This window comes from Ruegeria sp. E5, assembly GCF_056534105.1.
In genome coordinates, this window is record NZ_JBQFPA010000005.1 from 289244 (window position 1) to 314592 (window position 25349).

Annotated in this window: 27 protein-coding genes and 1 tRNA gene; 8 read left to right on the forward strand and 20 right to left on the reverse strand. The window is 54.5% G+C overall.

Annotation, left to right across the window (positions count from 1 at the left end):
• The first annotated feature begins 14 nt into the window (after positions 1 to 14).
• Positions 15 to 461, forward strand: coding sequence for a VOC family protein (locus ACR0BI_RS18530; RefSeq protein ID WP_170597518.1), 447 nt, complete (start codon positions 15 to 17; stop codon positions 459 to 461).
• A 27-nt stretch (positions 462 to 488) separates the two neighbouring features.
• Positions 489 to 1244 (forward strand): isochorismatase family protein, encoded by a 756-nt coding sequence (locus tag ACR0BI_RS18535; protein ID WP_480562544.1) that lies wholly within the window; start codon positions 489 to 491, stop codon positions 1242 to 1244.
• A gap of 325 nt (positions 1245 to 1569) precedes the next feature.
• Here the strand turns inward: ACR0BI_RS18535 and ACR0BI_RS18540 are convergent, their stop codons facing one another.
• Together ACR0BI_RS18540 and ACR0BI_RS18545 are read right to left on the reverse strand one after the other, a co-directional pair.
• Entirely contained in the window at positions 1570 to 2406 is an 837-nt protein-coding gene (locus ACR0BI_RS18540; protein WP_170597514.1) for a TauD/TfdA family dioxygenase, read from the reverse strand.
• A gap of 507 nt (positions 2407 to 2913) precedes the next feature.
• Entirely contained in the window at positions 2914 to 3834 is a 921-nt protein-coding gene (locus ACR0BI_RS18545) for a LysR substrate-binding domain-containing protein (RefSeq protein WP_480888639.1), read from the reverse strand.
• Positions 3835 to 3997: 163 nt separating this feature from the next.
• Between ACR0BI_RS18545 and ugpB the strand changes: the two genes are divergently transcribed.
• The 5 genes from ugpB (at position 3998) to ACR0BI_RS18570 (ending at position 9114) form a co-directional block, all read left to right on the forward strand.
• Positions 3998 to 5308 carry a sn-glycerol-3-phosphate ABC transporter substrate-binding protein UgpB gene (gene ugpB, locus ACR0BI_RS18550; protein WP_170392713.1) on the forward strand — a complete coding sequence of 437 codons (1311 nt, stop codon included), beginning with the start codon at positions 3998 to 4000 and terminating at the stop codon, positions 5306 to 5308.
• Between the two features lie 61 nt (positions 5309 to 5369).
• Positions 5370 to 6251 (forward strand): sn-glycerol-3-phosphate ABC transporter permease UgpA, encoded by an 882-nt coding sequence (gene ugpA, locus ACR0BI_RS18555; RefSeq protein WP_155150415.1) that lies wholly within the window; start codon positions 5370 to 5372, stop codon positions 6249 to 6251.
• 20 nt (positions 6252 to 6271) lie between these two features.
• Positions 6272 to 7108 carry a sn-glycerol-3-phosphate ABC transporter permease UgpE gene (gene ugpE, locus ACR0BI_RS18560; RefSeq protein ID WP_170392936.1) on the forward strand — a complete coding sequence of 279 codons (837 nt, stop codon included), beginning with the start codon at positions 6272 to 6274 and terminating at the stop codon, positions 7106 to 7108.
• A gap of 3 nt (positions 7109 to 7111) precedes the next feature.
• On the forward strand, positions 7112 to 8167 hold the full coding sequence (ugpC, locus tag ACR0BI_RS18565; RefSeq protein WP_170425030.1) for a sn-glycerol-3-phosphate ABC transporter ATP-binding protein UgpC: 1056 nt from the start codon (positions 7112 to 7114) through the stop codon (positions 8165 to 8167).
• Positions 8167 to 9114: a glycerophosphodiester phosphodiesterase family protein gene (locus tag ACR0BI_RS18570; protein WP_480562543.1), complete on the forward strand. Its 948-nt coding sequence runs from the start codon at positions 8167 to 8169 to the stop codon at positions 9112 to 9114. Before ugpC ends, ACR0BI_RS18570 begins: the two co-directional genes overlap by 1 nt.
• Before the next feature lie 431 nt (positions 9115 to 9545).
• Here ACR0BI_RS18570 and ACR0BI_RS18575 read toward each other — a convergent pair whose 3' ends face one another.
• The 8 genes from ACR0BI_RS18575 to ACR0BI_RS18610 form a co-directional block, all read right to left on the reverse strand.
• The gene (locus ACR0BI_RS18575; RefSeq protein ID WP_170625063.1) at positions 9546 to 10154 is read right to left on the reverse strand and encodes a histidine phosphatase family protein; all 609 of its coding nucleotides are present in this window, start codon (positions 10152 to 10154) and stop codon (positions 9546 to 9548) included.
• A gap of 417 nt (positions 10155 to 10571) precedes the next feature.
• Positions 10572 to 12071, reverse strand: a complete 1500-nt coding sequence (locus ACR0BI_RS18580) for a mannitol dehydrogenase family protein (RefSeq protein WP_480562542.1) — start codon at positions 12069 to 12071, stop codon at positions 10572 to 10574.
• Positions 12071 to 12844 (reverse strand): L-iditol 2-dehydrogenase, encoded by a 774-nt coding sequence (locus ACR0BI_RS18585; RefSeq protein WP_170392708.1) that lies wholly within the window; start codon positions 12842 to 12844, stop codon positions 12071 to 12073. Before ACR0BI_RS18585 ends, ACR0BI_RS18580 begins: the two co-directional genes overlap by 1 nt.
• Complete coding sequence (locus ACR0BI_RS18590; RefSeq protein ID WP_170425039.1) at positions 12841 to 13845, reverse strand: ABC transporter ATP-binding protein; 1005 nt, start codon at positions 13843 to 13845, stop codon at positions 12841 to 12843. The genes ACR0BI_RS18585 and ACR0BI_RS18590 overlap by 4 nt, the downstream gene beginning before the upstream one ends.
• 11 nt (positions 13846 to 13856) lie before the next feature.
• Positions 13857 to 14687, reverse strand: coding sequence for a carbohydrate ABC transporter permease (locus tag ACR0BI_RS18595; protein ID WP_170543174.1), 831 nt, complete (start codon positions 14685 to 14687; stop codon positions 13857 to 13859).
• Between the two features lie 12 nt (positions 14688 to 14699).
• Complete coding sequence (locus ACR0BI_RS18600) at positions 14700 to 15566, reverse strand: carbohydrate ABC transporter permease (protein WP_480562541.1); 867 nt, start codon at positions 15564 to 15566, stop codon at positions 14700 to 14702.
• Between the two features lie 109 nt (positions 15567 to 15675).
• Entirely contained in the window at positions 15676 to 16980 is a 1305-nt protein-coding gene (locus tag ACR0BI_RS18605; RefSeq protein WP_170392705.1) for an ABC transporter substrate-binding protein, read from the reverse strand.
• Positions 16981 to 17075: 95 nt separating this feature from the next.
• Positions 17076 to 18101 carry a LacI family DNA-binding transcriptional regulator gene (locus ACR0BI_RS18610; RefSeq protein WP_170565216.1) on the reverse strand — a complete coding sequence of 342 codons (1026 nt, stop codon included), beginning with the start codon at positions 18099 to 18101 and terminating at the stop codon, positions 17076 to 17078.
• A gap of 121 nt (positions 18102 to 18222) precedes the next feature.
• Between ACR0BI_RS18610 and xylB the strand changes: the two genes are divergently transcribed.
• The gene (gene xylB, locus ACR0BI_RS18615; protein ID WP_480562540.1) at positions 18223 to 19659 is read left to right on the forward strand and encodes a xylulokinase; all 1437 of its coding nucleotides are present in this window, start codon (positions 18223 to 18225) and stop codon (positions 19657 to 19659) included.
• A 473-nt stretch (positions 19660 to 20132) separates the two neighbouring features.
• Here the strand turns inward: xylB and ACR0BI_RS18620 are convergent, their stop codons facing one another.
• The 10 genes from ACR0BI_RS18620 to ACR0BI_RS18665 form a co-directional block, all read right to left on the reverse strand.
• The gene (locus ACR0BI_RS18620; protein ID WP_480537039.1) at positions 20133 to 20267 is read right to left on the reverse strand and encodes a hypothetical protein; all 135 of its coding nucleotides are present in this window, start codon (positions 20265 to 20267) and stop codon (positions 20133 to 20135) included.
• A gap of 203 nt (positions 20268 to 20470) precedes the next feature.
• Positions 20471 to 20545: transfer RNA gene (locus ACR0BI_RS18625), tRNA-Phe, on the reverse strand.
• 79 nt (positions 20546 to 20624) lie between these two features.
• Entirely contained in the window at positions 20625 to 20807 is a 183-nt protein-coding gene (locus tag ACR0BI_RS18630) for a DNA gyrase inhibitor YacG (protein WP_170513305.1), read from the reverse strand.
• Positions 20804 to 21826, reverse strand: coding sequence for a ribonuclease E/G (locus ACR0BI_RS18635; protein WP_170597498.1), 1023 nt, complete (start codon positions 21824 to 21826; stop codon positions 20804 to 20806). The genes ACR0BI_RS18630 and ACR0BI_RS18635 overlap by 4 nt, the downstream gene beginning before the upstream one ends.
• Positions 21823 to 22401, reverse strand: a complete 579-nt coding sequence (locus ACR0BI_RS18640; protein WP_170392701.1) for a Maf family protein — start codon at positions 22399 to 22401, stop codon at positions 21823 to 21825. Before ACR0BI_RS18640 ends, ACR0BI_RS18635 begins: the two co-directional genes overlap by 4 nt.
• Positions 22402 to 22411: 10 nt before the next feature.
• Positions 22412 to 22630 carry a translation initiation factor IF-1 gene (gene infA / locus ACR0BI_RS18645; protein WP_005978431.1) on the reverse strand — a complete coding sequence of 73 codons (219 nt, stop codon included), beginning with the start codon at positions 22628 to 22630 and terminating at the stop codon, positions 22412 to 22414.
• 90 nt (positions 22631 to 22720) lie between these two features.
• A complete protein-coding gene (locus tag ACR0BI_RS18650) occupies positions 22721 to 23596 on the reverse strand; it encodes a carbon-nitrogen hydrolase family protein (protein ID WP_170402459.1) in 876 nt (291 codons plus the stop codon).
• Positions 23597 to 23929: 333 nt separating this feature from the next.
• Positions 23930 to 24166 (reverse strand): hypothetical protein, encoded by a 237-nt coding sequence (locus ACR0BI_RS18655; RefSeq protein ID WP_170648561.1) that lies wholly within the window; start codon positions 24164 to 24166, stop codon positions 23930 to 23932.
• Between the two features lie 134 nt (positions 24167 to 24300).
• Positions 24301 to 24855, reverse strand: coding sequence for a DUF333 domain-containing protein (locus ACR0BI_RS18660; protein WP_480562539.1), 555 nt, complete (start codon positions 24853 to 24855; stop codon positions 24301 to 24303).
• 86 nt (positions 24856 to 24941) lie between these two features.
• On the reverse strand, positions 24942 to 25286 hold the full coding sequence (locus ACR0BI_RS18665) for a DUF427 domain-containing protein (protein WP_170392698.1): 345 nt from the start codon (positions 25284 to 25286) through the stop codon (positions 24942 to 24944).
• Between the last annotated feature and the right edge of the window lie 63 nt (positions 25287 to 25349).

The following is a 25349-nucleotide window of genomic DNA, read 5'->3' on the forward strand; positions in this document are numbered from 1 at the left end:
TTGGTTGCAGTGTAATGAAAGGCCAAACCATGTTGGATATAAGAAACTTCGATCACATTGGTATCCGCATCAGCGACCGCGATACATCAGTCGCCTTCTATGAGTTGCTGGGATTCGAGTTGATCGCGGATGGCGGCTATGACCATGGCCATCCGTTGGTGATGCTGCATCCGTCCGGGATCAACATCAACCTGTTAGGCCCCGCTACAGCAAAAGCTGGTGAAAACGTCTTGATGGATGAGGTCGAGAAGTTTCCCGGCATCACGCACCTGGCCGTCAAGGTAAGGGACGCCGAAGCAACCGAGGCCTTTGTTACCGAACACAGCATAGCCATCACAGGCCGTCGAGAATTTCGCGGTACCAAGACAATTTTCATCCGCGATCCGGATCGTAATGTCCTGGAACTTGTTGGTCCCGGACCATCTGTCGCGCGACTGATCGCCGAGCATGTGCACGGTTGAACCCCCATCATTAATGGAGATGCTCCCATGACCACTTTCATCAAACCGTTCGCCGCAGCCCTGAGCTTGACGATCAGCGCCGTAGCACTCCCAGCAACCGCAGAAATACCTATGATCAAAACAGTGGATGGTGTCGCAACATACCCAGACGGCTATCAAGGCACGCCTGTCCGAGTCGCAGATAATGACCCGTTTCTGTCACCGACCAACTCGGCGCTGATCCTTATCGACTACCAGCCGCCGATTTTGGCTGGGGTTAAGAATATCAACCACGAAGAGCTGATCAACAATACCACGGGTCTGATAAAGACCGCCGTGATCTACGACATCCCGATCATATTCAGCCATGTAGCCGTAGGATTGAACGGCTATGATCCTATGATCGAAGATTTGCGCGAACTGGCCCCGAACGCGGTATTTGTTGACCGGACCAATGTGAACGCTTGGGAAGAGCCTGAATTTGTAGCTGCAGTTGAAGCAACGGGCCGAAAGAAGCTGATAATGGGCGGTCTTTGGACGGATGTATGTCTGGCTTATCCCGCGATTGAGGCCGAGTTGCCCGGATATGACGTCTACGTTCCGGAAGATGCCGTTGGATCGATCACTCAGACCAGCCACGCAAACGGCATGCGCCGCATGATCGAGGCTGGTGTTGAACCTATAACATGGAATGTGGTTCCAGCCGAACTGCAACGCGACCACGCGCGCACCGATAAACTGCAGGCCGTCACTCGCGTGTTTATGGAGCATCTTTTCAAAGTTGACCCGGACTCAACCTGGTAAATTCAACATCTGTCAGGGGCTTCGGTCCCTGACGAATTCTGCTTGAAATCAGGCTTTGCCTGTTTGCACTTGAGCAATTTCTAGAAAGCCGGCGTCGGTTACTATGGGGAACCTGATTGGGACAGCTCCCCGCTGCTGATTGCGGTTCAGCAACAATTTGTCCTTCCGGGCACAAACACCAAAATCGAGAACAGCCCGAACCCACCATTTGCTTGAGGTTGCCATTGTGACGGTTGGGTCCGTCAAATCAGGCATTCGCGACATTGGCAATTTAATGGTCCGAACTCACACCATAGGCAATTTTGCGCACCCTCGGGGCTGTATTCTATGTCGGCTGAATGGCGGAAACAGCTGAGCCCTCCACAGTTACTCGATGCATCAGGCGTCGAAATCCGTGATAGTCGTTGATGGCCTTGTGCCATGTCGCTCGGTTGTCCCACATGGTGATGTCTCCAGTCCGCCATCGGACGCGGCATTGGAATTCAGGTTGTTTGCAATGTTCATAGAGCATGGCAAGGATTGCATCGGACTCCTCACGGGAGAGGCCCTCGATATGCGTGGTAAACACCGGGTTCACGAATAATCCGCGACGCCCACTCAAGGGATGCGTGATGACTACTGGGTGGCGTGCGTCTTGAACGGCGTTTTCTGCGTTGCTCAGACGCCCGCTTGTTGCAGCCTCGCTTTCTTGCGCAGCTGCACCAAAGACATGCCGCGATGAATGAATGGCTGTAAGCCCATGCAGAAACTGGCGCACCGGCACGGACAGTGCGTCATAGGCTGCGCCCATTGAAACAAAAAGCGTGTCCCCGCCGTATGGCGGCATTTCGATGGCATGGAGAATAGAACCCATGGCGGGTTCTTGATCGTACGAATGGTCGGTATGCCAACCTTCGCCGACCGCTTCTCTTTGATCCTTTTCCTTAAGCACCATGGCGATCTCAGGATGGCCATCGACAGGTCTGAAGAATCGATTGACATTGATCGGACCGAAGCGACGGGCAAATTCCAGGTGATCGTCTGGGCTGACCTGCTGATCTCTGACGACGATCACAGAGTACTTTGCAAACGCGGCGTGAATATCTTCAAACTGGGTACTGTCGCGGATGTCAGCATCCATGATCTCAGCTCCCAAACCGCCTGTCAGTGGTCTTATGTCCATTATTCTGCTCCTTGCTCTAGTGGCGGAAGTTTAAGGGTGGCCAATGATCGGAGAAACTGAACTATCTGGACACAGTTTTGTTGGTGCTGCGTAAAACCTGCATCTGAACTGGCTCGATCATTTCGTGTACAGTGCGCTGGTTCAGCATAAGTGCGTTTACGTTGTTCAAACTTAACCTTCGATAACATCGGTCCCCGCATTTCGATCAACCTGCACTACGGATAAGCCTGCCTCTTACTGCAGCGCTAGCACGTTGGTCAGACGAATGCTATTTGCGCGGTCAAATGGATTTTGGCGAGCAAGGATTAGGAAGCTTGCAATTGATGCTCCTTTGCGAAATTTATGGCTGTTTCACTGATCATGGCTGAATGGGTGTGGATCGCTTTGGTGCTGGATCCGGATGATGCCCAGAGGTCTCAAAACTCTGATGTTTCTTATGCAGAAAGGGGTAGGTGATTTGTCGGCAGCGCAAAGGCTCTTTCATGTACCGTGGTTTTTTTGACGGGCTCATTGGGCTTTGAACGGTTTTAAGCTTTCTTGAAACTGTTCGATGAATTCGAGTGTCACCAGTGACGGTTGTTTCAATATTGGGCGCACAAGCGATAGTGTATGTGGAAGCAACGGCTTGAACGGCCTATAGCTCAATCCACGCGTTGAATACTGGATGGCGTCCAACTCGCTTACCACGGAAACTCCGACACCTTTTAGTGCCAACTCACAAGCTGCGGTGAACTGCCTGACTTCGATGTGGGAATTCAACTCTACGTTGGCGCTCTGAAACGCTTTGGAAAGCCGCCCAAAAAAGTCGCTGTCGCGTCGTGTATGGATAATTTTAGCATCTTTAATATCCGCTGGTGTCACCTCAGCGAGGCTTTCCAATTCATGCCCGGTGGGAAACACGCAAACTGTGCGGACATTGATGTTTCTGCTTTCAACGGCCGGGTGACCGTTAAAGCTGTCCGTGATCCCGAAATCATACTGCTCACCTATCATCCACTCGAGAATCCGTTCCGGTCGGTCTGGTTCAATCGTCAGGGTGACGCCGGGCCGATCCTGCAAAAACTTGGCGACGACATCGGGAAGATGACTTGTGGCGAATCCCGGTAAGCAAGCGACGCGGATGTGACCCGCTTTGCGCTGTGTGATGTCCTGACTGACATCCGAGATTTGCTTCATCAATTCCAGAACGCGCTCTACGCTGGGTTGCAGATATCGTACCTCCTGCGAGGGCACCAAGCGACCTTCGCGGCGATCAAAAAGCTGAAAGCCAAGTGATTTTTCCAAATCAGAAAGCAGTCTGCTGACTGCGGGCTGACTTATCCCAAGATCCGTTGCCGCAGCAGTGACCGACCCATTGGTGGAAACGGCCATGAGCGCTTCCAATTGCCGGATTCGCAAAGTTTGACTCATTTTTTGAACCTGGTTCATTGTTTGCCTGGCTGGTTTATAATGTAATGTTATGTTTTTCTCAAAAATTAAATGCTTGAATTATAAAATTGTAACGTTAACGTCGTGAAATCGTCATGTGTGCTGATTACGCGTTGCGGTCGGTATTCAACGAAGCATCAACCCCTGATGCATGGGAGGAATCATGAAAAAGAATTTTCTAGGCGCTCTCGCCTTAACAACTGCTCTGTCGCCGGTGGCGGCTATGGCGCAAACCGAAATTCAGTTCTGGCATGCCTTCACCGGTCGACTAGGCGATCTTGTGAAGGCTCAGGTTGAAGAGTTCAATGCCAGCCAAGATGAGTTCACTGTAGTAGAAAGCCATAAAGGCAACTATTCGGAAACCTTGAATGCGGGTATTGCTGCTTTCCGAGCAGGTGAACAACCACATATCCTGATGGTTTTCGAAGTAGGCACGGCAACGATGATGTCGGCCGAAGGGGCTATCAAACCCGTGTATGAAGTGATGGCTGAAAGCGGTGCATCATTCGATCCTGATGCCTACATTGGTGCTGTCAAAGGCTACTATACGACCACTGACGGGGACATGCTGTCGCTGCCCTTCAACTCGTCCACACCCGTTCTCTGGGTCAATCGCGATGCTATGGAAGCGGCGGGTGTTGACCCTGACACGGATTTGTCGACCTGGGAAAAGGTTGGTGACGTTCTTGACCAGCTTAAGGCTGGGGGTGAAGACTGTCCGCTGGTCACTGCTTGGCAAAGCTGGATCCACCTTGAGAACCTTTCGGCCTATCACGACGTCCCATTCGCATCGAAGGACAATGGATTTGCCGGTCTTGATACCGAACTGATGTTGAATGGACCGACGCAGGTGGCGCACCTGACCGCGATGGGTGACTGGGCCAAAGATGGTAAATTCATCTATACCGGCCGCAGAAACGAAGGTGGCGCGAACTTCCGGGCAGGTGAATGCGCGCTATTCACCGAAAGTTCGGCAGGCTATGCCGGCATTAGCTCTGAGGCTGAGTTCGAATTCGACGTGCGCCCATTGCCCTATTGGGAGGCGGTCGTAAGCGAGCCGCAAAACACCATTATTGGTGGCGCTTCGCTTTGGGTGATGGAGGGTCACGATCCTGAAGAATACAAAGGTGTCGGTGAATTCCTGAGCTTCCTGTCGTCTTCGGACGTTCAGGCGAACTGGCACCAGAACACAGGGTATCTTCCAATCACCGCCGAAGCTGGCGTCGCGACCCGAAATGCTGGTTTCTATGAAGAAAACCCAGGTACTGACATTGCTGTCATACAGATGACCGCCAAAGAGCCGACTGCGAATTCGAAGGGTCTGCGTCTGGGGTCGTTTGACCAGATCCGCGGCATCATCGACGAAGAGCTCGAGGCTGTCTGGTCCGGTGAAAAGACCGCTCAGGAAGCAATGGACAGTGCGAAAGAACGCGGCGATGCCCTGCTGCGCCGGTTCGAGTCTGCCAATCAATAAGTCCTAATTCGATGCGGGCCTGTTTCGGGCCCGCATCTTCTTTATTCGGTGGTTTATCGGGATGGAAAAACGCGTCACCTTTCGCGGCTGGCTTCTGCCATTGGCTCTAATCGCCCCTCAGGTCATTATCTCCGCCGTTTTCTTTTTCTATCCGGCCGGGCAGGCGGTGTGGCAGTCCCTGTTCATTCCTGACCCATTTGGGCTGTCGTCCCAATTTGTTGGATTGGGTAACTTCGAGTTTCTGCTGAGCGACAAGTTCTATCGCGCATCTTTCGTGACGACGGCGGTGTTTTCAACGCTCGTAACACTGTGTTCAATGATCCCGGCGTTGTTTCTGGCGGTCATAGCGGACCGCCTGATCAAAGGATCGGGTGTTTACCGGACGCTGCTGATCTGGCCCTACGCCGTTGCCCCCGCTGTTGCAGGCGTGCTGTGGCTGTTCATGTTCAACACGCGTGTTGGTGTCGTGTCGTGGTACCTCGGCCAGCTTGGTTATGACTGGAACCACGTTCTGAACGGCACCGAGGCCATGGGCCTGGTGGTTGTAGCCTCAGCCTGGGGGCGTATCAGCTATAACTTCTTGTTCTTCTTCGCAGCGCTGCAGTCGGTCCCAAGATCGGTGATCGAGGCTGCGGCAATTGACGGCGCGCGCTTCTGGCGCCGGTTCTTCACAATCGTGCTGCCGCTTTTGTCGCCAACCGCGTTCTTCCTGTTAGTGGTGAATGTTGTCTATGCATTCTTTGAGACCTTTGGCGTCATCCACACGATCACTGGCGGTGGCCCACAGCAGGCGACGACCATTCTAGTCTACAAAGTCTTCTCGGATGGGTTCGTTGGACAAGATCTCGGTTCGTCCTCCGCTCAGTCCGTCATCCTGCTTATTGTCGTTGGTCTGCTGACCGTCATCCAATTCAAATACGTGGAAAAAAGGGTGCACTACTGATGGCAGCCCAACAACACGGAATGGTCGAAAAACGTGGCATGGGGATCTGGTTGACCCATGCCATGATGATCCTTGGCGTCTTAATCATCTTTTTCCCGATCTGGCTGGCGTTCGTGGCATCGACTGTGACCCAGCCGGAAATCGTGTCGCCGCCCATGCCCATTCTTCCCGGCGATCAATTCTGGGAAAACTATAAGGCCGCGCTGTTTTCCGGCGTGAACGTCCCGGTCGCCACAATGTTGTTCAACAGTCTCGTGATGGCCATCGGAATCGCAGTGGGCAAGATCATAATTTCGCTGCTGTCAGCTTTTGCGATCGTCTATTTCCGTTTTCCCGGGCGAACGACGTTCTTTTGGCTGATCTTCCTAACGCTGATGCTTCCGGTCGAAGTTCGTATTGTGCCGACGTTCGAAGTTGTCGCCGGGTTCGGCATGCTCAACAGCTACTATGGGCTGATCTTCCCCTTAATCGCCTCGGCCACGGCAACGTTCCTGTTCCGGCAGTTCTTTCTGACGATCCCGGATGAACTGGCCGAAGCTGCACGCGTCGATGGTGCCCGCCCGATGCGGTTCTTCATTGATATCGTGGTCCCCATGAGCCGAACGAATATCGCGGCGCTATTCGTGATCCTTTTTATCTACGGGTGGAATCAATATCTCTGGCCGCTGCTCATCACTACCGATCCTGAAATGAACACCATCGTGATGGGTATCAAACAGATGTTCCCATCCGGCGACGACGTGGCGGAATGGCCGGTCATCATGGCCACTTCGATTTTGGCAATGATCCCGCCGGTCATCGTAGTGGTGTCTATGCAAAAGCTCTTTGTCCGCGGCCTTGTCGATAGCGAGAAATAAAAAATGGCAACAGTAAACTTAGAGAATGTCAAAAAGAGCTTTGGCCCGACGGACGTTATCCATGGCATCGACATAGATATTGCGGACGGTGAATTCATTGTGATTGTTGGCCCTTCGGGCTGCGGAAAATCCACGCTTTTGCGAATGGTTGCGGGCCTTGAAACCGTAACGTCCGGTGAAATCCGGATTGGAGGAGAACGAGCCAACGACAAAGAGCCGATGGATCGCGATATCGCGATGGTGTTCCAGAATTATGCGCTCTACCCACATATGTCGGTGCGCCAGAACATGGGGTATGGGCTAAAAATCGCGGGGCTTCCAAAAAACCAGATTGACCAGAAGGTGACCGAGGCCGCCAAACTGTTGCAGCTGGAAGCTTTGTTGGACCGCAAACCCCGGCAGCTTTCAGGCGGTCAACGCCAAAGGGTGGCAATGGGGCGGGCAATTGTTCGCGAGCCGGCGGTTTTCCTGTTTGATGAACCACTCTCAAATCTTGATGCCAAGCTGCGTGTTCAGATGCGTTTAGAAATTCGCGAGCTTCAGGAAAAGTTAGGAATTACATCGCTTTACGTGACTCACGATCAGGTCGAAGCGATGACGATGGCAGACAGGATGATCGTGATGAACGGAGGCATCGCTGAGCAGATTGGGACGCCATTGGAGGTATATGAAACACCAGGAACCCTTTTCGCGGCTCAGTTTATTGGTAGCCCTGCAATGAATATCTTTGATGCTCAGCGTGAAAACGGAACGGTTAAGATAGGGGGCTTAGAGATTGGTCCATCCACGGGGCCTGATACCCCACTAAAGCTTGGAATCCGACCAGAGCATCTGTTTCTGGACGACAATGGTCCGTTGGAAGCCGCTATTCAGATGGCGGAACCGCTAGGCGCAAACACCTTATTGCATGGCCAGCTCACGGATGCAGGCGACGCGATTACGATAAGTCTTCCGGGTGTCCACCCAATCGAAGGCCGGCATCCGAGCATGCGGTTCTCAGTTGCCTCAGAGCACATGCATCTGTTTGACCATTCATCCGGCAAGAGGTTGGAAGGCTGATGGTCTTTCCACAGGTTGAAGCCTTTCGTGGTGGCAAAAACCTGATCCGGGTTGTGGGGCATCGAGGTGCGCGGGGTGTGCTGCCCGAAAACAGTATGATTGGCTTTGACTTTTCGCTCTCTATCGGCGTCCCGCTGCTTGAGTTTGATGTTGTCCTGACGGCCGATGACGTACCGGTCATAACCCACAACCATCGGCTGCACGCTCCCAGCTTTCGTGACGCAAATGGCCTGTTTCTGACCGGAGAAGAGCCGAAGGTCTCGTCATTGACGTTCGAGCAAATCCAGCAATTTGACATCGGGCGGTTGGATGGTCATTCGGCTTATGGCCAACGGTTTCCGGACCAAGCTCAACTGGATGGCATCCGTGTTCCAAAGTTGCAGGATTTGCTGGATTTGGTTGATGATCCAAAATACGGCGATGCCTATTTGATGCTCGAACTGAAGTCGGATCCGGATTTGGCTCACGATGCGCTTTATAGGAAGAAATTTGTCGGGCGGGTTCTTCAAGAAGTACGTGACAAAGGATTGTCTTCGCGCGCGGTGCTCCACAGTTTTGATTGGAACCTGTTGGAGGAGTGTCAGCGGCAGGCTCCTGACATGCCGTCTTCCTACCTGACGCAGCTTCCGGAAAACGCGGCGGATGTTGGTGAGGATTCCTCGAAAGCGGTTTGCCCTGACTTTCGTGGTCGTCGTGATGAAATTCCAAATTTGGTCAAGCAAGCGGGCGGTTCGCTTTGGTGCCCATACTACACGGATGTAACGGCTGAAAATGTGGCGCGCGCAAAAGAACTGGGCCTATGTGTTGCCGTGTGGACGGTCAATTCGCACGAAGAAATAGGCAGAATGATCGACCTGCGCGTGGATGCAATTGTATCTGATTATCCTGGGCGGGTTCAAAGGCATCTGTCGGATTTGGGCGTGAGGTGGAGTGTCGATTGCCGGTGAGCACCGCGCCACAAAAGCTGACGCCGTTCATGTTCTTTTCAGTTGCAGTTGGGAAGGATCAGACACATCAACTAGCCTAAATTTGCAAAAGAACCATCGTCTAAAGCACCGTGCAATTGTTAGGTAGCCGCATTGGATCATGCCGAAAGGCTGGCCAATGGATGCGATTAAGATCCGTGTGCAGCAGAAATTGCTTCGCTTGGAGAGGTCGGCGTGAACAGTGTGTTACACTAACAAAAAAACATACCGAGAAAAACAAATCTATCCTTGAAGTGGCGCATTCAACTAGAGGGGCGCAGTTTGTGAAAACTCAGTGTCGTATTGAATTTGCGGTGAATGAGCCGATATCCCCCGCTTCATCGAGATAATAATCTGGACCTGCAACCAACGGAAAACCGGATACTCGGGACAAATGCCCAATCAACGAAGCTTTAGTGTTCAATGTAGGCTGAATGTCCGTCTTGCAACCTGATGAAGCCGTCTTGAGGTTCGTTCAATTCAAATACCTCTTGTGCGGATAGGCCCAGGAAGATTCCTCGAAACACGCGGGATGTTAATCTGTGGCCAACAATTATCACTGTTCCTTCGAACGAGCTGCTCGAATACCATGAGGAAACACGATTGTGCACGTCAGCATAGGACTCTCCACCCGGGGGTGGATAATTCCAGCGATCAGAGCATCGCGCTTCCCATTCCTTGGGAAACTGTCGAGTGATCTCTTTTTCAGTCAATCCTTCCCATTGCCCGAAACTGCATTCCACCAAACTGGTCTCGTACTCGATGATTTCTGGCGGCAGACCTAGTTCCTTGATCACGATTGATGCTGTCTGTGCAGCTCGGCCAAGCGGGCTCGAAAATATTGAAAGCGAATGATCGAAAGAAAGGCGGCTTCGTAGTTTACTTGCGTTTGCCAATGCTTGACGAATGCCTCGGTCGGTCAGGGGCGAGTCCCGACGTCCTTGCCTCCGTTTTTGGGAGTTCCATTCGGTCTCGCCGTGACGAAGCAAATAGAAGGTTGGGCTGATGTTCTGGTCTCGCACTTGTTGACTACTTTATTCATCGACGCAAAGCGAAGTAATTCTGATTTTTAGTTTAAGCAGTGTCTCGTCTAAGCGGGCAACTATTGTCGAAAAAAGCAACCAATCCTCTGGTTGACACAATTGATAACACGAATGAAGGGCCGCTACACGACCTGTGCGTTAAATGAGGCGTCGCTCATTTTGATCCTTTAAGGGCTCTCCGCCGACTTGGTTTGCGCTTAAATTCGATGACAACTTCTCGGATGCGTGGACATGATGGAAGAACTTATAGGCGAAAATCGCAAAACTTGCGCGTAGTGGGTATTGGGGTCGTATCAAAATCAACGGCTTCGCTAAGGCCGGATGGCTGAATACTGTGTCGCTCGATATTCGTATCGGCGACTGACCCTGCTCTGCAAAGCGCGTTCAGAAAAGGGCTCAACTGCGATTGATATATTCCGCGATAGCTGCCCGACTGCCGTGTTTCCAGATCGTAGTTAGCCAGAAGGCAAAAGCTCTGGGAAAGCCTGCGCCGAGGGCGCAAGCATCGCTATAGTGTTGCTGGCCGACCCAGAGTTCTGGATCGTCTTTGGAAGCCAGCGAAGCTTTCTGTAGACTCTCCCATTGGGGGTCATTGGGGGCGATTTCGGAGCCATCTTCACGGTATCCTGCACACATCCGGCACCAGAAAGCTTCGGCCAGCGCGAGCCCGCTTATGGAAGAGCCTGCCGCAAGTGCATCACGAAGTGACGGCAGCAAGAACCCGGGGTGTCGCGCCGATCCATCGAAAGCAACCCGGCGCGTCGTGTCGTGAATGGCCGTATTTGCAAATCGCGTCTCAACCTGCTCAAGGTATTCATTTGCAGTCGCTCCGGGGACGGCTGCGACATGAGGCAGAATTTCTTCTTCTTGGACCTTTCTGAAAAACGCCAGGATATCCCGGTCCTGCATGCAATCCGAAATTGTCGGGACATTAAGTATTTCGCCGACATTAGCAAGCAACTGGTGACCGCCGTTCAAAATGCGCAGTTTCATCGTCTCATAGCTTTGGACATCACGGGTCAGCGTGACGCCAACCTGTTCAAGGGGTGGGCGCCCGGCGCAGAAATCGTCCTCGATCACCCATTGGCGATAGTTCTCGTGCGATACGGGTGCTTGGTCATCGACGCCAAGTGCGTGGCATTGTGATATCACTTGGTCTGTTGTAGCAGGCACGATGCAATCCACCATTGAATTGGGGAATGCGCCGTTCTGGTCTATCCAGTCGGCCAGAGCAGGGTCAGACAGGCGTGCTAGACCGACAACGCAGTTCCTCAGGATAACGCCATTATCCTTAAGGTTATCGCAGCTCAGCGCGGTGAAGGGTTTGATGCCCTGCGCCCTGCGCTGCTTGAGCGCCGCAATGATCGCACCGAAGGCCGTGCGCGGCTGGTTTGGATTTGCTGCATCATGAAGAATTTCTTGGTGATCTGTGTCGAGGGCACCCGTGTTGGCATCTCGGTAATATCCACCTTCGGTCACTGTCAGAGACACAATCTTGATGGAAGGCTCGGACATCTTGCGGATCAACGCTGCATTGCCGGCCTCGACCGGAAGATAATCGATCATCGGACCAATTACCTCGGCGGACATCCCTTTCGGGTCCAGTTCGATCAATGTCGTCAAGCAGTCCTGCGCCAGCAGACGCCCTCGCATCTCGGAATCGTAGCTTCGCACACCGGCTCCGATGATTGCCCAGTCGTGGGCCTGACCTTGCTGCATCAACTGGTGGATATACCAAGCCTGATGCGCGCGGTGAAAATTCCCGAGACCGATATGGACAATGCCGGGCGTCAGGTCCGAGCACCTGTAAGATGGGGTCCTGACAGTTGTCGGCAGGTTTGAAAGGTTATCTCGCCTTAGATGTACTGCAGGATTTGCGTTTACCACAGGGTTCATCAGCTCATCCAGTTTCCGCCATCGACGTTATATGTCTGGGCGACAATGTACCTGGCTTCGTCAGAGGCCAGAAACACCGCCATCCCGGTCAGATCCTCTGCGCGACCCATCCGCCCATAGGGAACAGCTGCCGCCACTTCGCGTTTCTTTTGGCCGAGCGGTTTATCTTCATGTTTTGCAAAGAACGCATCAACGCCGTCCCAATGCTCGCCATCAACAACACCCGGAGCAATTGCGTTCACGTTGATCCCATGAGCGATCAGGTTCAGCCCTGCCGATTGGGTCAGCGATATGATCGCCGCCTTGCTGGCGCAGTAAACCGCGACCAAAGGTTCCCCCCTTCGCCCAGCCTGAGATGCCATGTTGATGATCCGACCTTTGGTCCCGTGCTCGATCATGTGCCGGGCGACCGCCTGCATCGTGAACAAAGCACCCGAGACGTTGATGTCAAACACGCGGTTGTAGTCTTCCCGCTCAATCTCAACGATTGGGGCGGCGGTGAAGATTGCCGCATTGTTGATCAGAATGTCGATAGGGCCGAAATGTGTAGCGGCTCTTGCGACGGCCTCATCTATGCTTTGTTGGTTTGTCACGTCCATCTCGATGGCGAATGCAACCTGACCCAATTCTGCGGCGGCGTCTTTCGCACGCTGGATGTCGATATCGGCGATGGCAACACGCGCGCCTTCTGCAACATAAGCTTTGGCAAAGGCCAATCCGATGCCTCGCGCAGCCCCGGTGATCAGGGCGGTTTTGCCTGCCAAGCGTGTCATTCGATCCGCAAGCCTTTCGCGTCAAACCGATGGATGACATCTGCACGCGGGGTCAGGTGAATTCGATCCCCATGGCGGAAGCCGACCTCACCATCTGCGCGGACGGTAATGGTTTCGGCCAGGCCGGTCTCGTGGACGTGAAAAAAGGTGTCCGATCCCAAGTGTTCTGAAACGCTGACGATCCCGGACCATTCACCTTCAGTCTCCGAAACCGCGATGTGTTCCGGGCGAATACCGATTGTTTGTGCACCGTGTTTCGTCGCCTCTGGTCCTTCGATGAAGTTCATTTTGGGCGAGCCGATGAACCCTGCAACAAATAAGTTGCGCGGCGTCCGATATAATTCAAGCGGGCTGCCGACCTGTTCGATCACACCGGCCTGAAGCACGACGATCTTGTCGGCCATTGTCATAGCTTCAACCTGATCGTGCGTCACGTAAATCATCGTTGTCGCCAGACGTTCGTGCAGTTCGCTGATCTCCAGCCGCATGCCAACGCGCAGCGCCGCGTCTAGGTTTGAAAGGGGCTCGTCGAACAGGAATGCCGCGGGCTCACGAACAATGGCGCGACCAATGGCAACGCGCTGGCGTTGCCCACCTGAAAGCTGCCCTGGGCGGCGGTCGAGATAATCGCTCAGGTTCAGGACGCTTGCCGCGCCTTCGACCCGCTTGTCGATTTCGGCCTGATCCAGCTTGGCCATACGCAAGGGAAAGGCGATGTTCTTGCGCACACTCATATGCGGGTACAGAGCATAAGACTGGAACACCATTGCCAGACCACGTTTGGCGGGCGGTACGTCGGTTGCATCCGCGCCATCAATGTCGATGGAGCCCGAAGTGATGTCCTCTAGCCCCGCAATGAGCCGCAACAGCGTGGACTTGCCACAACCAGAGGGCCCGACGAAGACGGTGAATTCACCGTCCTCGATAGTCAAATCTAGTGGTGGAATGACCTCTACATCACCGAAGCTTTTGGTCACTGACTTGAGTTGGATACGTCCCATAGTCGTCTTCCTTATTTCACAGCGCCGAAAGTCAGGCCGCGGACAAGTTGTTTCTGGCTGAACCAGCCAAGGATGAGGATTGGTGCGATCGCCATGGTCGATGCCGCGCTGAGCTTGGCGAAGAACAGGCCTTCGGGGCTGGAATAGCTGGCGATGAATGCGGTAAGCGGCGCTGCGTCAACGGCGGTCAGGTTGAGCGTCCAGAATGCCTCGTTCCAGGCAAGAATGAAGTTCAGTAACACGGTCGAGGCGATGCCGGGCACGGCCATGGGTGTCAACACATAGAGGATTTCCTCTTTCAGCGTGGCACCATCCATCCGGGCGGCTTCCAGAATCTCACCGGGGATTTCACGGAAATAGGTGTAAAGCATCCAGACGATGATCGGCAGGTTGATCAGCATCAGCACCACGACCAGCCCTCCGCGCGTGTCCAGTAGACCCAACCGGATGAACAGCAGATAGATCGGGTAGAGAACACCCACCGCGGGCAGCATCTTGGTGGACAGCATCCACAGCAGGATGTCCTTGGTACGCTTGGACGGCACGAAGGCCATGGCCCATGCTGCGGGCACTGCGATGATCACGCCCAGAATGGTTGATCCACCTGCGATGATCACCGAATTCCACAGGAACCGCATGTAATCCGAGCGTTCCTGTACGATTGCATAGTTCTCGAGCGTCCAATCGAAGTTCAGGAACAGCGGTGGGCTGGCGATCGCCTGAGCTTCGGTTTTGAAGCTGGTCAGGATCGTCCAGAGGATCGGGAAAAAGATCAGCAGACCAACGGCCCAGGCAAGGGCGGTGTTCAGCGATTTACGACGGGTTGTGACGGCGCGGGCCATGGTCGTTCCTCCTCACGCGTCCAGGTTTTTGCCGACGATGCGCATCAGGAAGATGGCAACGATATTGGCAAGGATGATGGCGTAGACACCTCCGGCTGATCCGAGGCCGACATTCTGGCTTTCCAGCACACGCTGGAAGATCAGGTAGGTGAGGGTGCGGGTGCCGAAGGCGCCGCCGGTGGTCACGAAGATTTCGGCGAAGATCGACAGAAGAAAGATCGTCTGGATCAGGATCACGATGGTTATCGCGCGGCTCAGATGTGGCAGGACGATGTGATAAAAGCGTTTCAGGACTGGCGCACCATCCATTTCGGCTGCTTCCAGCTGTTCACTGTCCAGTGACTGAATTGCGGTCAGCAGGATCAGTGTCGCGAAGGGTAGCCACTGCCATGAGACGATCATGATGATCGAAGTCATCGAGGCCTCGGATAGCCATGAGATCGGCTCGGCCCCGAAAAAGCGCCATAGATGGGCCAGCAACCCATTCACAGGATCCATGAACATGTTCTTCCACACCAACGCAGACACCGTGGGCATGACAAAGAAGGGAGCGATCACGAGGATACGGACAACGCCCTGACCCCACATGGGTTGATCCAGCAGCATCGCTAGTAGAATGCCTAGAATTACGGTGATCACCAAGACGCCGCCTACGATCATCAACGTCGATTGCACGGCGGGCCAGAAGGAGCTGGACGAGACGAACCGGACATAGTTGTCGAACCCGACCCAGCCCAAGTCGCCACCGCGAAGGGGCAGATATTTCTTGAAGGAAAAATACAGCGTCATCGTCAGGGGCACGAGCATCCAGCCAAGTAGCAGGACCACTGCGGGTGCCATCATCAGGCGCGCGACGGATCGGGAATGTTGAGTTGCCATGACGCAAACCCTCTCTGTTCAGGCATAACCAAAGCCTGCGAGAAAAACGCGAGTTGTGGAAGGGTAGAGCGGGGGGCAGACCTCTGCCCGCCCGCCGGGGAGGGATGCCTCAGTAGCCTGCGGCTTCCATTTCTTCGGTGGTGAAGGCCTGCGCTTTGGCGAGTGCTTCGTCCACTGACTGCTGTCCGGCATAAACTGCCGAGAACTCCTGACTTACTTGCGTAGCGATGCCGGCAAACTCGGGGATCGCGACGAACTGGATACCCGTGTATGGCGTCGGCTGTGCGCAGCAATTCTGTGGATCGGCCATCAGGATCGACTCTAAGGTCATGTTCGCAAAGGGAACTTCCTTGTAGTTCGGGTTCTCATAGAGCGAGGTTCGCGCGCCCGGCGGCACATTGGCCCAGCCTTCATTTTCGGCCACCAACTCAATGTAGTCTTTCGAGGTCGCCCATTCGATGAATTGCTTTGCCGCGTCCTCTTGCTGCGTGCCCGCTGGGATCGCTAGCGCCCAGGCCCACAACCAATTGGCGCGTTTATCTACGCCTTCCGAGTTCGGTGCCAGTGCAAAACCAACCTTGTCTGCCACTGTCGAGTCGTCAGGGTTGGTCACGAAGGACGCCGCGACGGTTGCGTCGATCCACATGCCACACTTGCCCTGCTGGAACAGCGACAGGTTTTCATTGAACCCATTGGTGGCGAAGCCCGCCGGGCCAGATTCATTCATCATGTCGACGAAGAAAGTGAGCGCTTCTTTCCATTCCGGCTGATCGAACTGGGGCTTCCAATCCTCGTCAAACCAGCGTGCGCCGAAGGAATTGCCTGTCACGGTGATAAAGGCGCCGCCTTCACCCCAACCAGCCTTGCCACGTAGGCAGATGCCGTTGATGTCATTGTCCCGATCCGTCATCGCAGCGGCAGCTTCGCGGATGAATTGCCAGGTCGGCGCGTCGGGCATTTCAAGGCCGGCCTGTTCCATCAGGTCAGTGCGGTACATGATCATCGAGCTTTCACCATAGAATGGCGCTGCGTACAGCGTCCCTTCATGGCTTAGGCCCCCCGCCATTGCGGGCAGAATGTCCCCGACATCGTAGTCTTCGGACAAACCATCAAGCGGAACCAACCAGCCATTCGCGCCCCAGATGGGCGTCTCGTACATGCCGATGGTCATGATGTCGAACTGACCGCCCTTGGTCGTGATGTCGGTGGTGACGCGCTGACGCAGCACGTTCTCTTCCAGCGTTACCCATTCGACGTCGATACCGGTCGCTTCGGTGAATTTGTCAGTATAGCCCTGCATCCGGATCATGTCGCCATTATTCACGGTGGCGATCGTGATAGATTGCGCGTGGGCTGCGGCCGTAGCGACGAATGTCAATGCAGTCGCCGCGCGAAGTGCGTGCTTCAGATACATCCCTGTCCTCCCTGAGCTTGGATGTCGTGCAGAGAGCGTAGAGCGTAAATTGTCGCGCCGTCAATAAAAACTTTACGCGCGTTAAAATTATCGAGTTATGCCGAATTCCTTAATACGAGCCGCGCAGGGAAAAGGGTTTCTGTTCGCGTCTCAAATTCTCCCCCGTTTTCAATGAGTTCGAACAGCGTTTCGACACTTCTTCCGGCCACGTTGTCGTAGTCATGCGCAGCTGTGGTCAGAGAAGGGCAGGTGAATTTTGCGAACGGATGATCGTCATTTGAGGCCACGCGCAGCGTGCAATCGTTCTTGCGTCCGACCCGAATCCCCTGTTCGTAACAGGCCGCAAGAAAGCCAATTGCCAGTCGGTCATTGCTGCATAGAACTGAATTCGTCCTCAATTGACGCTCGTCCAGAACCTTCAACGCGCCCCGGTGACCGATCTCTTCAAATGCCCAGCCTATGCCGTCGACTTTGATGATATGAGGCTCGAAACCGAGACGCTCCATCACCTCAACATAGGCTTTTCGACGTTTGTTGGCGTTCGGATTCGCAGGCGTACGCATTTCAAAGAAAGATGGCGGTTCGCCAGTGCGGGTCATGTATTCGACCGTTTGTGACACAAAACTGAAATTGTCCGACCCAACAAAGGCAGCCCCCAAACCATCCAGGTTGCTGTCAAATAAGACCGTTGGCACGTTGGCACAGAACTTCTCGATCGCGGATCTGTCCGAGATACGCCCCAAAGGGGCTAGCAAAACCCCGGCGGGTTTCAGGGATTGCAGGCCGTCCAGAATTTCGTTCTCGAGCTTTTGCTCGCCATGTGAGCTGAAGAGAGACGGTCGATAGCCCGCCGCGATGCAGGATTGTTCCAGATACCGTGCGATTTCTGCAAAGAAAGGGTCAGACAAATAGGGTACGACGATGCCGATATTCTTGGTCAGCTTTCGGTTTTGGTTCACCGCATAAATGTTAGGGCGGTAATCAAACCGTTCGAGCGCTTCTTCGATGCGCGCCCTTGTCGTCGGGCGAACACTTTCGGGATCATGGAAATATTTGGATACTGTGGGCCGCGAAATGCCGCTGAGGGCTGCGAACTCTTCCATGTTCTTAATCTTGGTCATGCTAGTCTGCCTGCGGATCATAGCCGCCTTGATCTTATCGTATCTTTACATATTCTTTGCGCGCGCTAAAAAATCAATAGCCAGACGGTCTCCGAGTAGTCGAATTGGGCGAGGGGTTTGAATGTATCTCGGGATCGATATCGGAACTTCGGCTGTCAAGCTTGCCTACGCGGATAGGGACCGGATTCTCGCGACATCTTCGGTGGGGATACAGACATCTTCACCCCAACCCGGCTGGTCTGAGCAGCACCCGGACCTTTGGTGGAAGGCGACAGTAGACGCTTTGAACCAACTTGTGGGCCGAATTGAGTTGTCCGAAATCAAGGCCGTCGGGTTGTCCGGTCAAATGCATGGAGCCGTTTTGCTGGACCGCGATCTGCGTCCGATCCGCCCGGCGATCCTTTGGAATGACAGCAGATCAGCACGCGAGTGTGATGCACTGCGTGCGGCCGAACCAAAGATTGGACAGATTGCGGGTGTCCTGCCCTTGCCAGGCTTTACCGCACCTAAGATTGCATGGCTTAGACAACATGAGCCCGAACATTACGGTCGACTTGCCCATATCCTGCTGCCCAAAGACTATATCGGCTTATGTCTGCATGGAGAATTGGCAACCGATACGTCCGATGCGGCCGGAACAATGTGGCTTGATCAGGCGTCGCGCAAATGGAATGCCGCTGTCGCCGAAGCCACATTTGTAAAGCCCGACTGGTTACCGCCAGTATTCGACGGTCAAACGGTTGTTGGGAAAGTGACCGCGCGAGCTGCGGCAGAGACAAGGCTGAAACCCGGTATTCCCGTCGTGACCGGAGGAGGGGACGCGGCAACAGGGGCGGTGTCATTGGGTGCTACCGAGCCAGGGCGTGGGTTCATCTCACTCGGGACATCCGGTCAGCTATTTGTGGCTAATCGAAGTTATAAGCCTAACCCTGAAAGCTATGTTCATGCTTTGGCACACACGCTGCCCGATCGTTGGTATCAAATGGCTGCGATGCTGAACGGGGCAAGGCCCATTTCATGGATTGGGGATCAGTTGGGGCTGACTTCTACCGAAGTTGTCGCGCTTGCTGAAACGGTCAACGGTGATCGCGTTCCGATTTTTCTGCCCTATCTGACGGGTGAACGCAGCCCGCACGGAGACCCACGTATTCGGGCCAGTTTCTTTGGACTGGAGGACTCAACAACGCGTGCTGACATCTGCCGCTCTGTAGTTGAGGCAATTGCGTTTTGCTTTGCCGATGCAGCGCTCAGTTTTGGTGACGCAATTGACGACCTGCCCGAATTGGCCGCCATAGGAGGCGGCAGCCGATCAGAATTGTTGCTTGGTTTGATCGCAACGGTGATTGGAAAACCCATTGTACGATCTGATGGGGCGGATTCCGGTCCGGCATATGGCGCAGCCCGGCTCGCGGCGTGTGGTCTCGGCGCGTTGACGAAAGCCGATTTGGCATATCACCCGCCCACAACCGAAGGGTTTGAACCCGCTGAAATGGCTGCACTTTCCGAGCGGTTGATGAAATTCCGCCGACTTTATTCTGCGGTTAAAGGTGTAAATTGATCGCACTAATAATCATCAGTATTTAGATCGTCCCCCGCGCTAGATGGACCTGCGTCGGTGAAGCAATAGGCATGACATGGATCGACGTATGGGAGGTGCAGATCATGCCGTCAATTTTCGGTAGGATTAGGTGCTGCGGATCTGAGTTTTGGGCTGAGCTATGGCTATCTTGATCACAATGAAATGCGTGATGTTAGAGACCCAGAGCCCCTCAGGAACAAATCTGCACCATTACAGCAAGAGCGAAAGGGGTTGCGAAGCAAAAACTCGTTATCGGCATAGCCATAGATTAATCCATGTTTCTTGGCGGTTGTTGATAGATACTCGTGGCCTTCAATCTTGTGCTCAGGCGGTAGCACATACTCCCTACCTGCGCGATCCGCTTGCCGTGATTGGTAGTCTTTTCGGGCGCTCGGAAGAACTCTTTCCAACACTTTTGACTGCGAAGCATTTTTTTCGATAGGCAGTTTCAATTACTCGACCGAAACGTGTTTCGCACCACAATCAGCGAATCCGCGAATTAGTTTTGCCGCGTCTTCTTCGTTGTCCGGTACAAGCGGCTGCAGCCTCGCCGAGACGGGAATCCCCAGCCTTACGAGTTCAGCCATCGCATTGAGTCGCTCGGAGACCGCCGGAAAGCAACACTTCTCTGCAGCTAGTGGTGATCGAGGTCCTTCGGGACCCGTCGTGTGAAGTAGAAGACCTCTGCATTCACAAATGAGAAGGGAACGGTTTTGTTCTCCAGCATGTACTACGCCCTTGATCAGCTCCGGTTAAAGCTGAAGGGAAACAGAAGTTTACCTGTTGGGAATGGTGCCCGGGGGCGGAATCGAACCACCGACACGAGGATTTTCAATCCACTGCTCTACCCCTGAGCTACCCGGGCACGGGAATGGCGTTTGCCATTGGGTGGAGGCCTTCTATGACTTGCCACAGGCAGTGTCCAGAGGCTTTTTGACATTTTTTCAATGCGGGCGAGACGTGGGGCTTTCGGTTGGTTCCGAGGTCGTCTCGGCGTCTTCTTCACGTTGCGATGGCACCGCATAAGAACCGTTTAGCCATTTTGCCAGATCGATATCCGCGCAGCGTTTGGAGCAGAATGGTCGAAAGGCCTGCTGGGTATCTTCTCCGCAGATCGGGCAGCTCATTTCAGAATCTCCGTCAATGGGATACGACCACGTTTGCGCTGTAGTTCGAAATGGCCAAGCGGGGTCCAACCGGCCAAAATCGTCTCGTCAGGATCGGACTTGAATGCCGACCGCAAGGCCGATTCGAAACCCCTCCGGTCTTTCTTGGGCATCGGTGCAAGGTCCAGAGTGATCTGCCCCCCCAACCCGCGCACGCGCAGGGCGCGCGGCAGGGCTTTGGCGCAGGCGAAGTTAGCTTTGGTTCCCGCCGCGAGAGATGTGTCGGCGCCGGTGTTCACATCCACCGCAACCAGCGCGCGGGTCGGTTGGATATAGAGGTGTCCTCCACCGGGAAGCGCTTCGGAAATCCCCTTTGCTGCATCGAGCGCATCAACGACACCGTGGTCCTCAAATCCGCCGGATGCGGTCACGACCTCGGCCGGGTCCGTCCAATCACGCCAGGCCAGGATATGCGGACCATCGCCCTCGCTCAGCAATTCTGGTTCACTGCCCGTATCAGCCAATACCTGCTCGGCAAGTACCAGCATGGCTGAGATATCTTCAGCGATTTCATCTGCATCCGCCGCCTGACAGCACGAGCGCAGGATCAGGCCGTGCGTGCTGTTTCCCATTTGCTCATGCGCGATTTCGAGAAGTTGGTCGCGCATATCTTCATCACGGATTCGGCGCGAGATGTTCAGGCCGGGCGCGTCAGGTGTCACGATCGCAAAGCGGCTTTTGAACAAAATACGATTCGAGACGGGTATGGCTTTGCCGGGCTCGGCATATCCAGTCACCTGCACCAGTAGCAAAGCACCGGGCGACAACCCTTTGACTTGCCTCAGAAAAGCCGGGCCGTCGGGTGTGGTGAGAAACATGCCGCCCTGACCTTTGACCGGGCGATCGGCGCGGGCGCGGTAGATCGTACCTGGCGCAGGGGCATCTGTGGCGATCAGGAAATCGTCGAGAACACCATCCACCATCAGAGCTGCAGCTTCGCGTCCCTGAATATGATCCAGAATGATGGTACGACCCTTCATGAAACCTCGCGATATAAGGGATAGCCGATGCCTTGCAGCAGTGCAGCAGTTTCGGACAGGGGTAGGCCGACAATACCGGTGAACGAGCCTGAAATCCACGGGATGAACGCACCGGCAGGACCTTGTATTGCATAGGCTCCGGCCTTGCCCTGCCAGTCATCCGTCGCAAGATAGGCATTGATTTCGCTGTCGGACAGACGTTTCACTTTTACCTGAGAAACCACATCACGCTGGAGGATTTTAGCCCCGCTCCGCACAGCGACCGAAGTGATCACCCGATGGCGTCGGCCGGACAGGGCGTGCAGAAACTCTGCAGCTTGTCCCGCGTCTTCGGGTTTGCCAAGAATGCGGCGACCCAGTGCGACCGTAGTGTCAGCACATAAGGTGATATCATCGCTATCAGCTTGAACAGCCTGAACTTTTTGCCGGGTAATGCGGCTGCAATAGGGGGCTGGCAGTTCGCCATTCAGCGGCGTTTCATCGATATCCGGCGGACGGATCGCATCGGGCCGAACGCCAAGCTGCGCCAGCAGGTCCAGCCGCCGCGGGCTGCCCGATCCGAGGATAAACGCCATGTACGAAGCGTTACTTGAAGCGATAGTTGATCCGACCCTTGGTCAGATCATATGGGGTCATTTCGACCTGAACTTTGTCGCCGGCCAGAACACGGATGCGGTTCTTGCGCATCTTGCCTGCCGTATGTGCGATGATCTCATGGCCGTTTTCCAGCTCGACCCGAAACGTCGCATTAGGCAGGAGTTCCTTCACGACACCGGGAAATTCGAGCGTATCTTCCTTGGCCATGTTGTCTCCATCATTAGGTTGCACCTGCAGAATCTGCAGATCGTGCGCTTAAATGAGCCTATTTCGGCCTTATTTCAAGGGCGAAGTCACCTAAAGGGGTGATATTGTGACTGAATCGACCCGAGCGTCTTGCTCGGTCCAGTGCGTGCGGTTCAACACCCACCCGTCTGCGCGGACGTTTGCAATTGTGGACAGGTCGGCCTCGGCATAGGTCCAGCCGGCGGTATTCAGCGTGCCCTCGGCAAGCACTCCCGTCGGTGGGAACCCGATATCGGGCGGGCCAAACACGCCACCCATGCCGGTATTCATGTCGACTGCTTCGGACCATTCATTGCCGCCAACTAACGATGACATTACCGTAACGCATTGATTTTCAAGGGCACGAGACATGGCGCCGATCCGCACACGCCAATACCCGGACAGGGCTTCGGTGCAGGATGGTACGAGGATCAAGTCGGCCTCGCTCAGGGCCCGACCCAAGAGAGGGAACTCACTGTCATAGCAGATCAGAACGCCGATTTTACCCAATGCGGTATCAAACAGTTTCAACGAACCGCCCGGGGCGATGTCCCAGGCCTCGCGTTCAAACCGTGTCATGATCTGCTTGTCCTGATGATCGAGACGACCGTCAGGAGCGTAGAACACTGCGCGGTTCACCGGGCGCCCTGGTCCGTCGATGACCGGGGCGGAAGCCCCCAGAATGTATGTGTTGTACATCTTTGCAAGGCGCGAATGCACAACTTGTACATCTTCCATCCGGTCGGAAACCGCCCGGATTGAGCGTTCGAGATCACCGGCCACCTTAGGGCCGTCGAGCGTCGACAACTCCATTGCGCCATATTCGGGAAAGACCAGAAGGTCGGCACCTTGTCCTGCGGCCTCGGAAACCCATGCCTCAAGCTTGTCTTCATATTGAGCCCAACTATCGAGCCAATCGAGGTCGTAGGCGGCGGTGGCGATTTTCATTCCCGAGTCCTATGTCTGGTCGCTGCGCGACACTAGAACAGCAGATCGTCCAGGGCTACTGCAATCGCGGCACGGGTGGTTCTGAAACCTATGTTGCGACTTACTGTTTCGAGGCGGGTGTGTGTTTATTGGCAGGCTTTCTCGGCCGCCGGTGCAGAGATTGCATCGAATGGCTGATCAGAGGTCGATTTGACCTATCGAAGAACCTGAACGAAACAGGCAAGGAACTCCACCTCGGGCATCAACTTTGCAACTTCTTCAAGCGCGCGAAGGGGCAGTTTTACATCAAGAACATTGGCCCCGGGGATATCGACTCACAGAAACAAGGCGTTGTCATTTGTAACGGCATCGTGCACCAAGGATGCGGCCAGAAGGGCAAATCCGGGGATCAGGTATGTCGTCGATCCGGTCGGTCAGGCTGGTTTGCGAAATCCCGAAAAAGCGGTGAAACGCCTTGTCCAGACCTTCGTGAATCTCGAACCCTTCATCGAAAGCGAGGAAGGCGAACCCCAGTGTAATCAGCAGCCAGATAATATGCTTGCGTTGCAGGAAAACCTGAAAATTAGCCAAGGCGACTTAATGGACGCGATCAGGCTGTCGCAAAACGGTCACTAACACGCGCTCTGATCTTCGGTAAACTGCGGCTCAATCGGGGCTTCAAGTTCATTTTGGGTGTGGATGTCGGGCTTGATTACCGGATCGGATCACTCGGGATTTTCCGCACGGAACAGGGCCCATGCGTCCTGCGAGGTGCCGTCCGGCTTGGTGCATATACCCACCTGACCCGAACCAGTGTCTTTGATCTTGTAGCTGCCGCCGATCTCAAGGCAGTAGGCTGCTGCTGGGTTCACCACCTGATGCGTTTTTCCATGTGCCTTGCGGTACAGCTCCCATGCATCGGCGGACGTACCGTCGCTCAGTGCGCAGCGAGACGTGGTCAGGTCATATTCGCCTCCAATTGAGCCACAGTACACGGCGGCGGGATTTGCAAGGCCGACCGGCTTGCTGCCATCTGCGCCCGCATGGTGTTCGCGAAAATAGGTCCAGGCATCGATCCGGGTGCCGTCGGGCAATTGGCAGATACCGCTCTGACCGTCCGGGCCGTCATGTATACCGTAGAGCCCGCCTTGCGCGATGCAATATGTTGCCGCGGGATTGGCCAGACCGGTGTTAGCAGAGCTTGCGGCGGGCAGGGCCATTGAAAAGGCCATCGTCAGGGCCGCAATCGGGCCTGCGGAATTCAATAGATGCTTTGTCATGGTCACCTCGCAACATTGTGGACAGGGCAGGTTCTGAGGATTTTCGCCGTTTTGCAGATCGATCCGGTCCTGCGCGGATACTTGGATCAGAGTTGTTCCACCTTGATCGAGTCTGCGGGATAAAAGGCCAGGTGATCCTTGATTTCGGCCACCGCGTCGATCGGGTTTTCATAACTCCAAGCGGCGTTTTCGGTGACTGAGGATTTGTTTACGATCGAGAAATGCGTGGCGTCTCCCTTGCCTGCGCATTGGGTGACTTTGTTGGTCCGATCCAGAAAGGCCATCGCAATGTCCGCACGCGGGAAGTAGATAACCGGGTCTTTGTCGCCTTCCAGAAGTTCCAGCGCGTTGTTGGTTTCACCCAAAATCGCGCCGCCTGAACGGACGCTCCATTTGCCCGGTGCTTTGCGGATCGTGATGGTGTCTGTCATTCCTGTTCCTTCCCTCGTCGTGTCAGGGCTTCTCCTCTGCCCAAACTATGTAACAATCCGGTG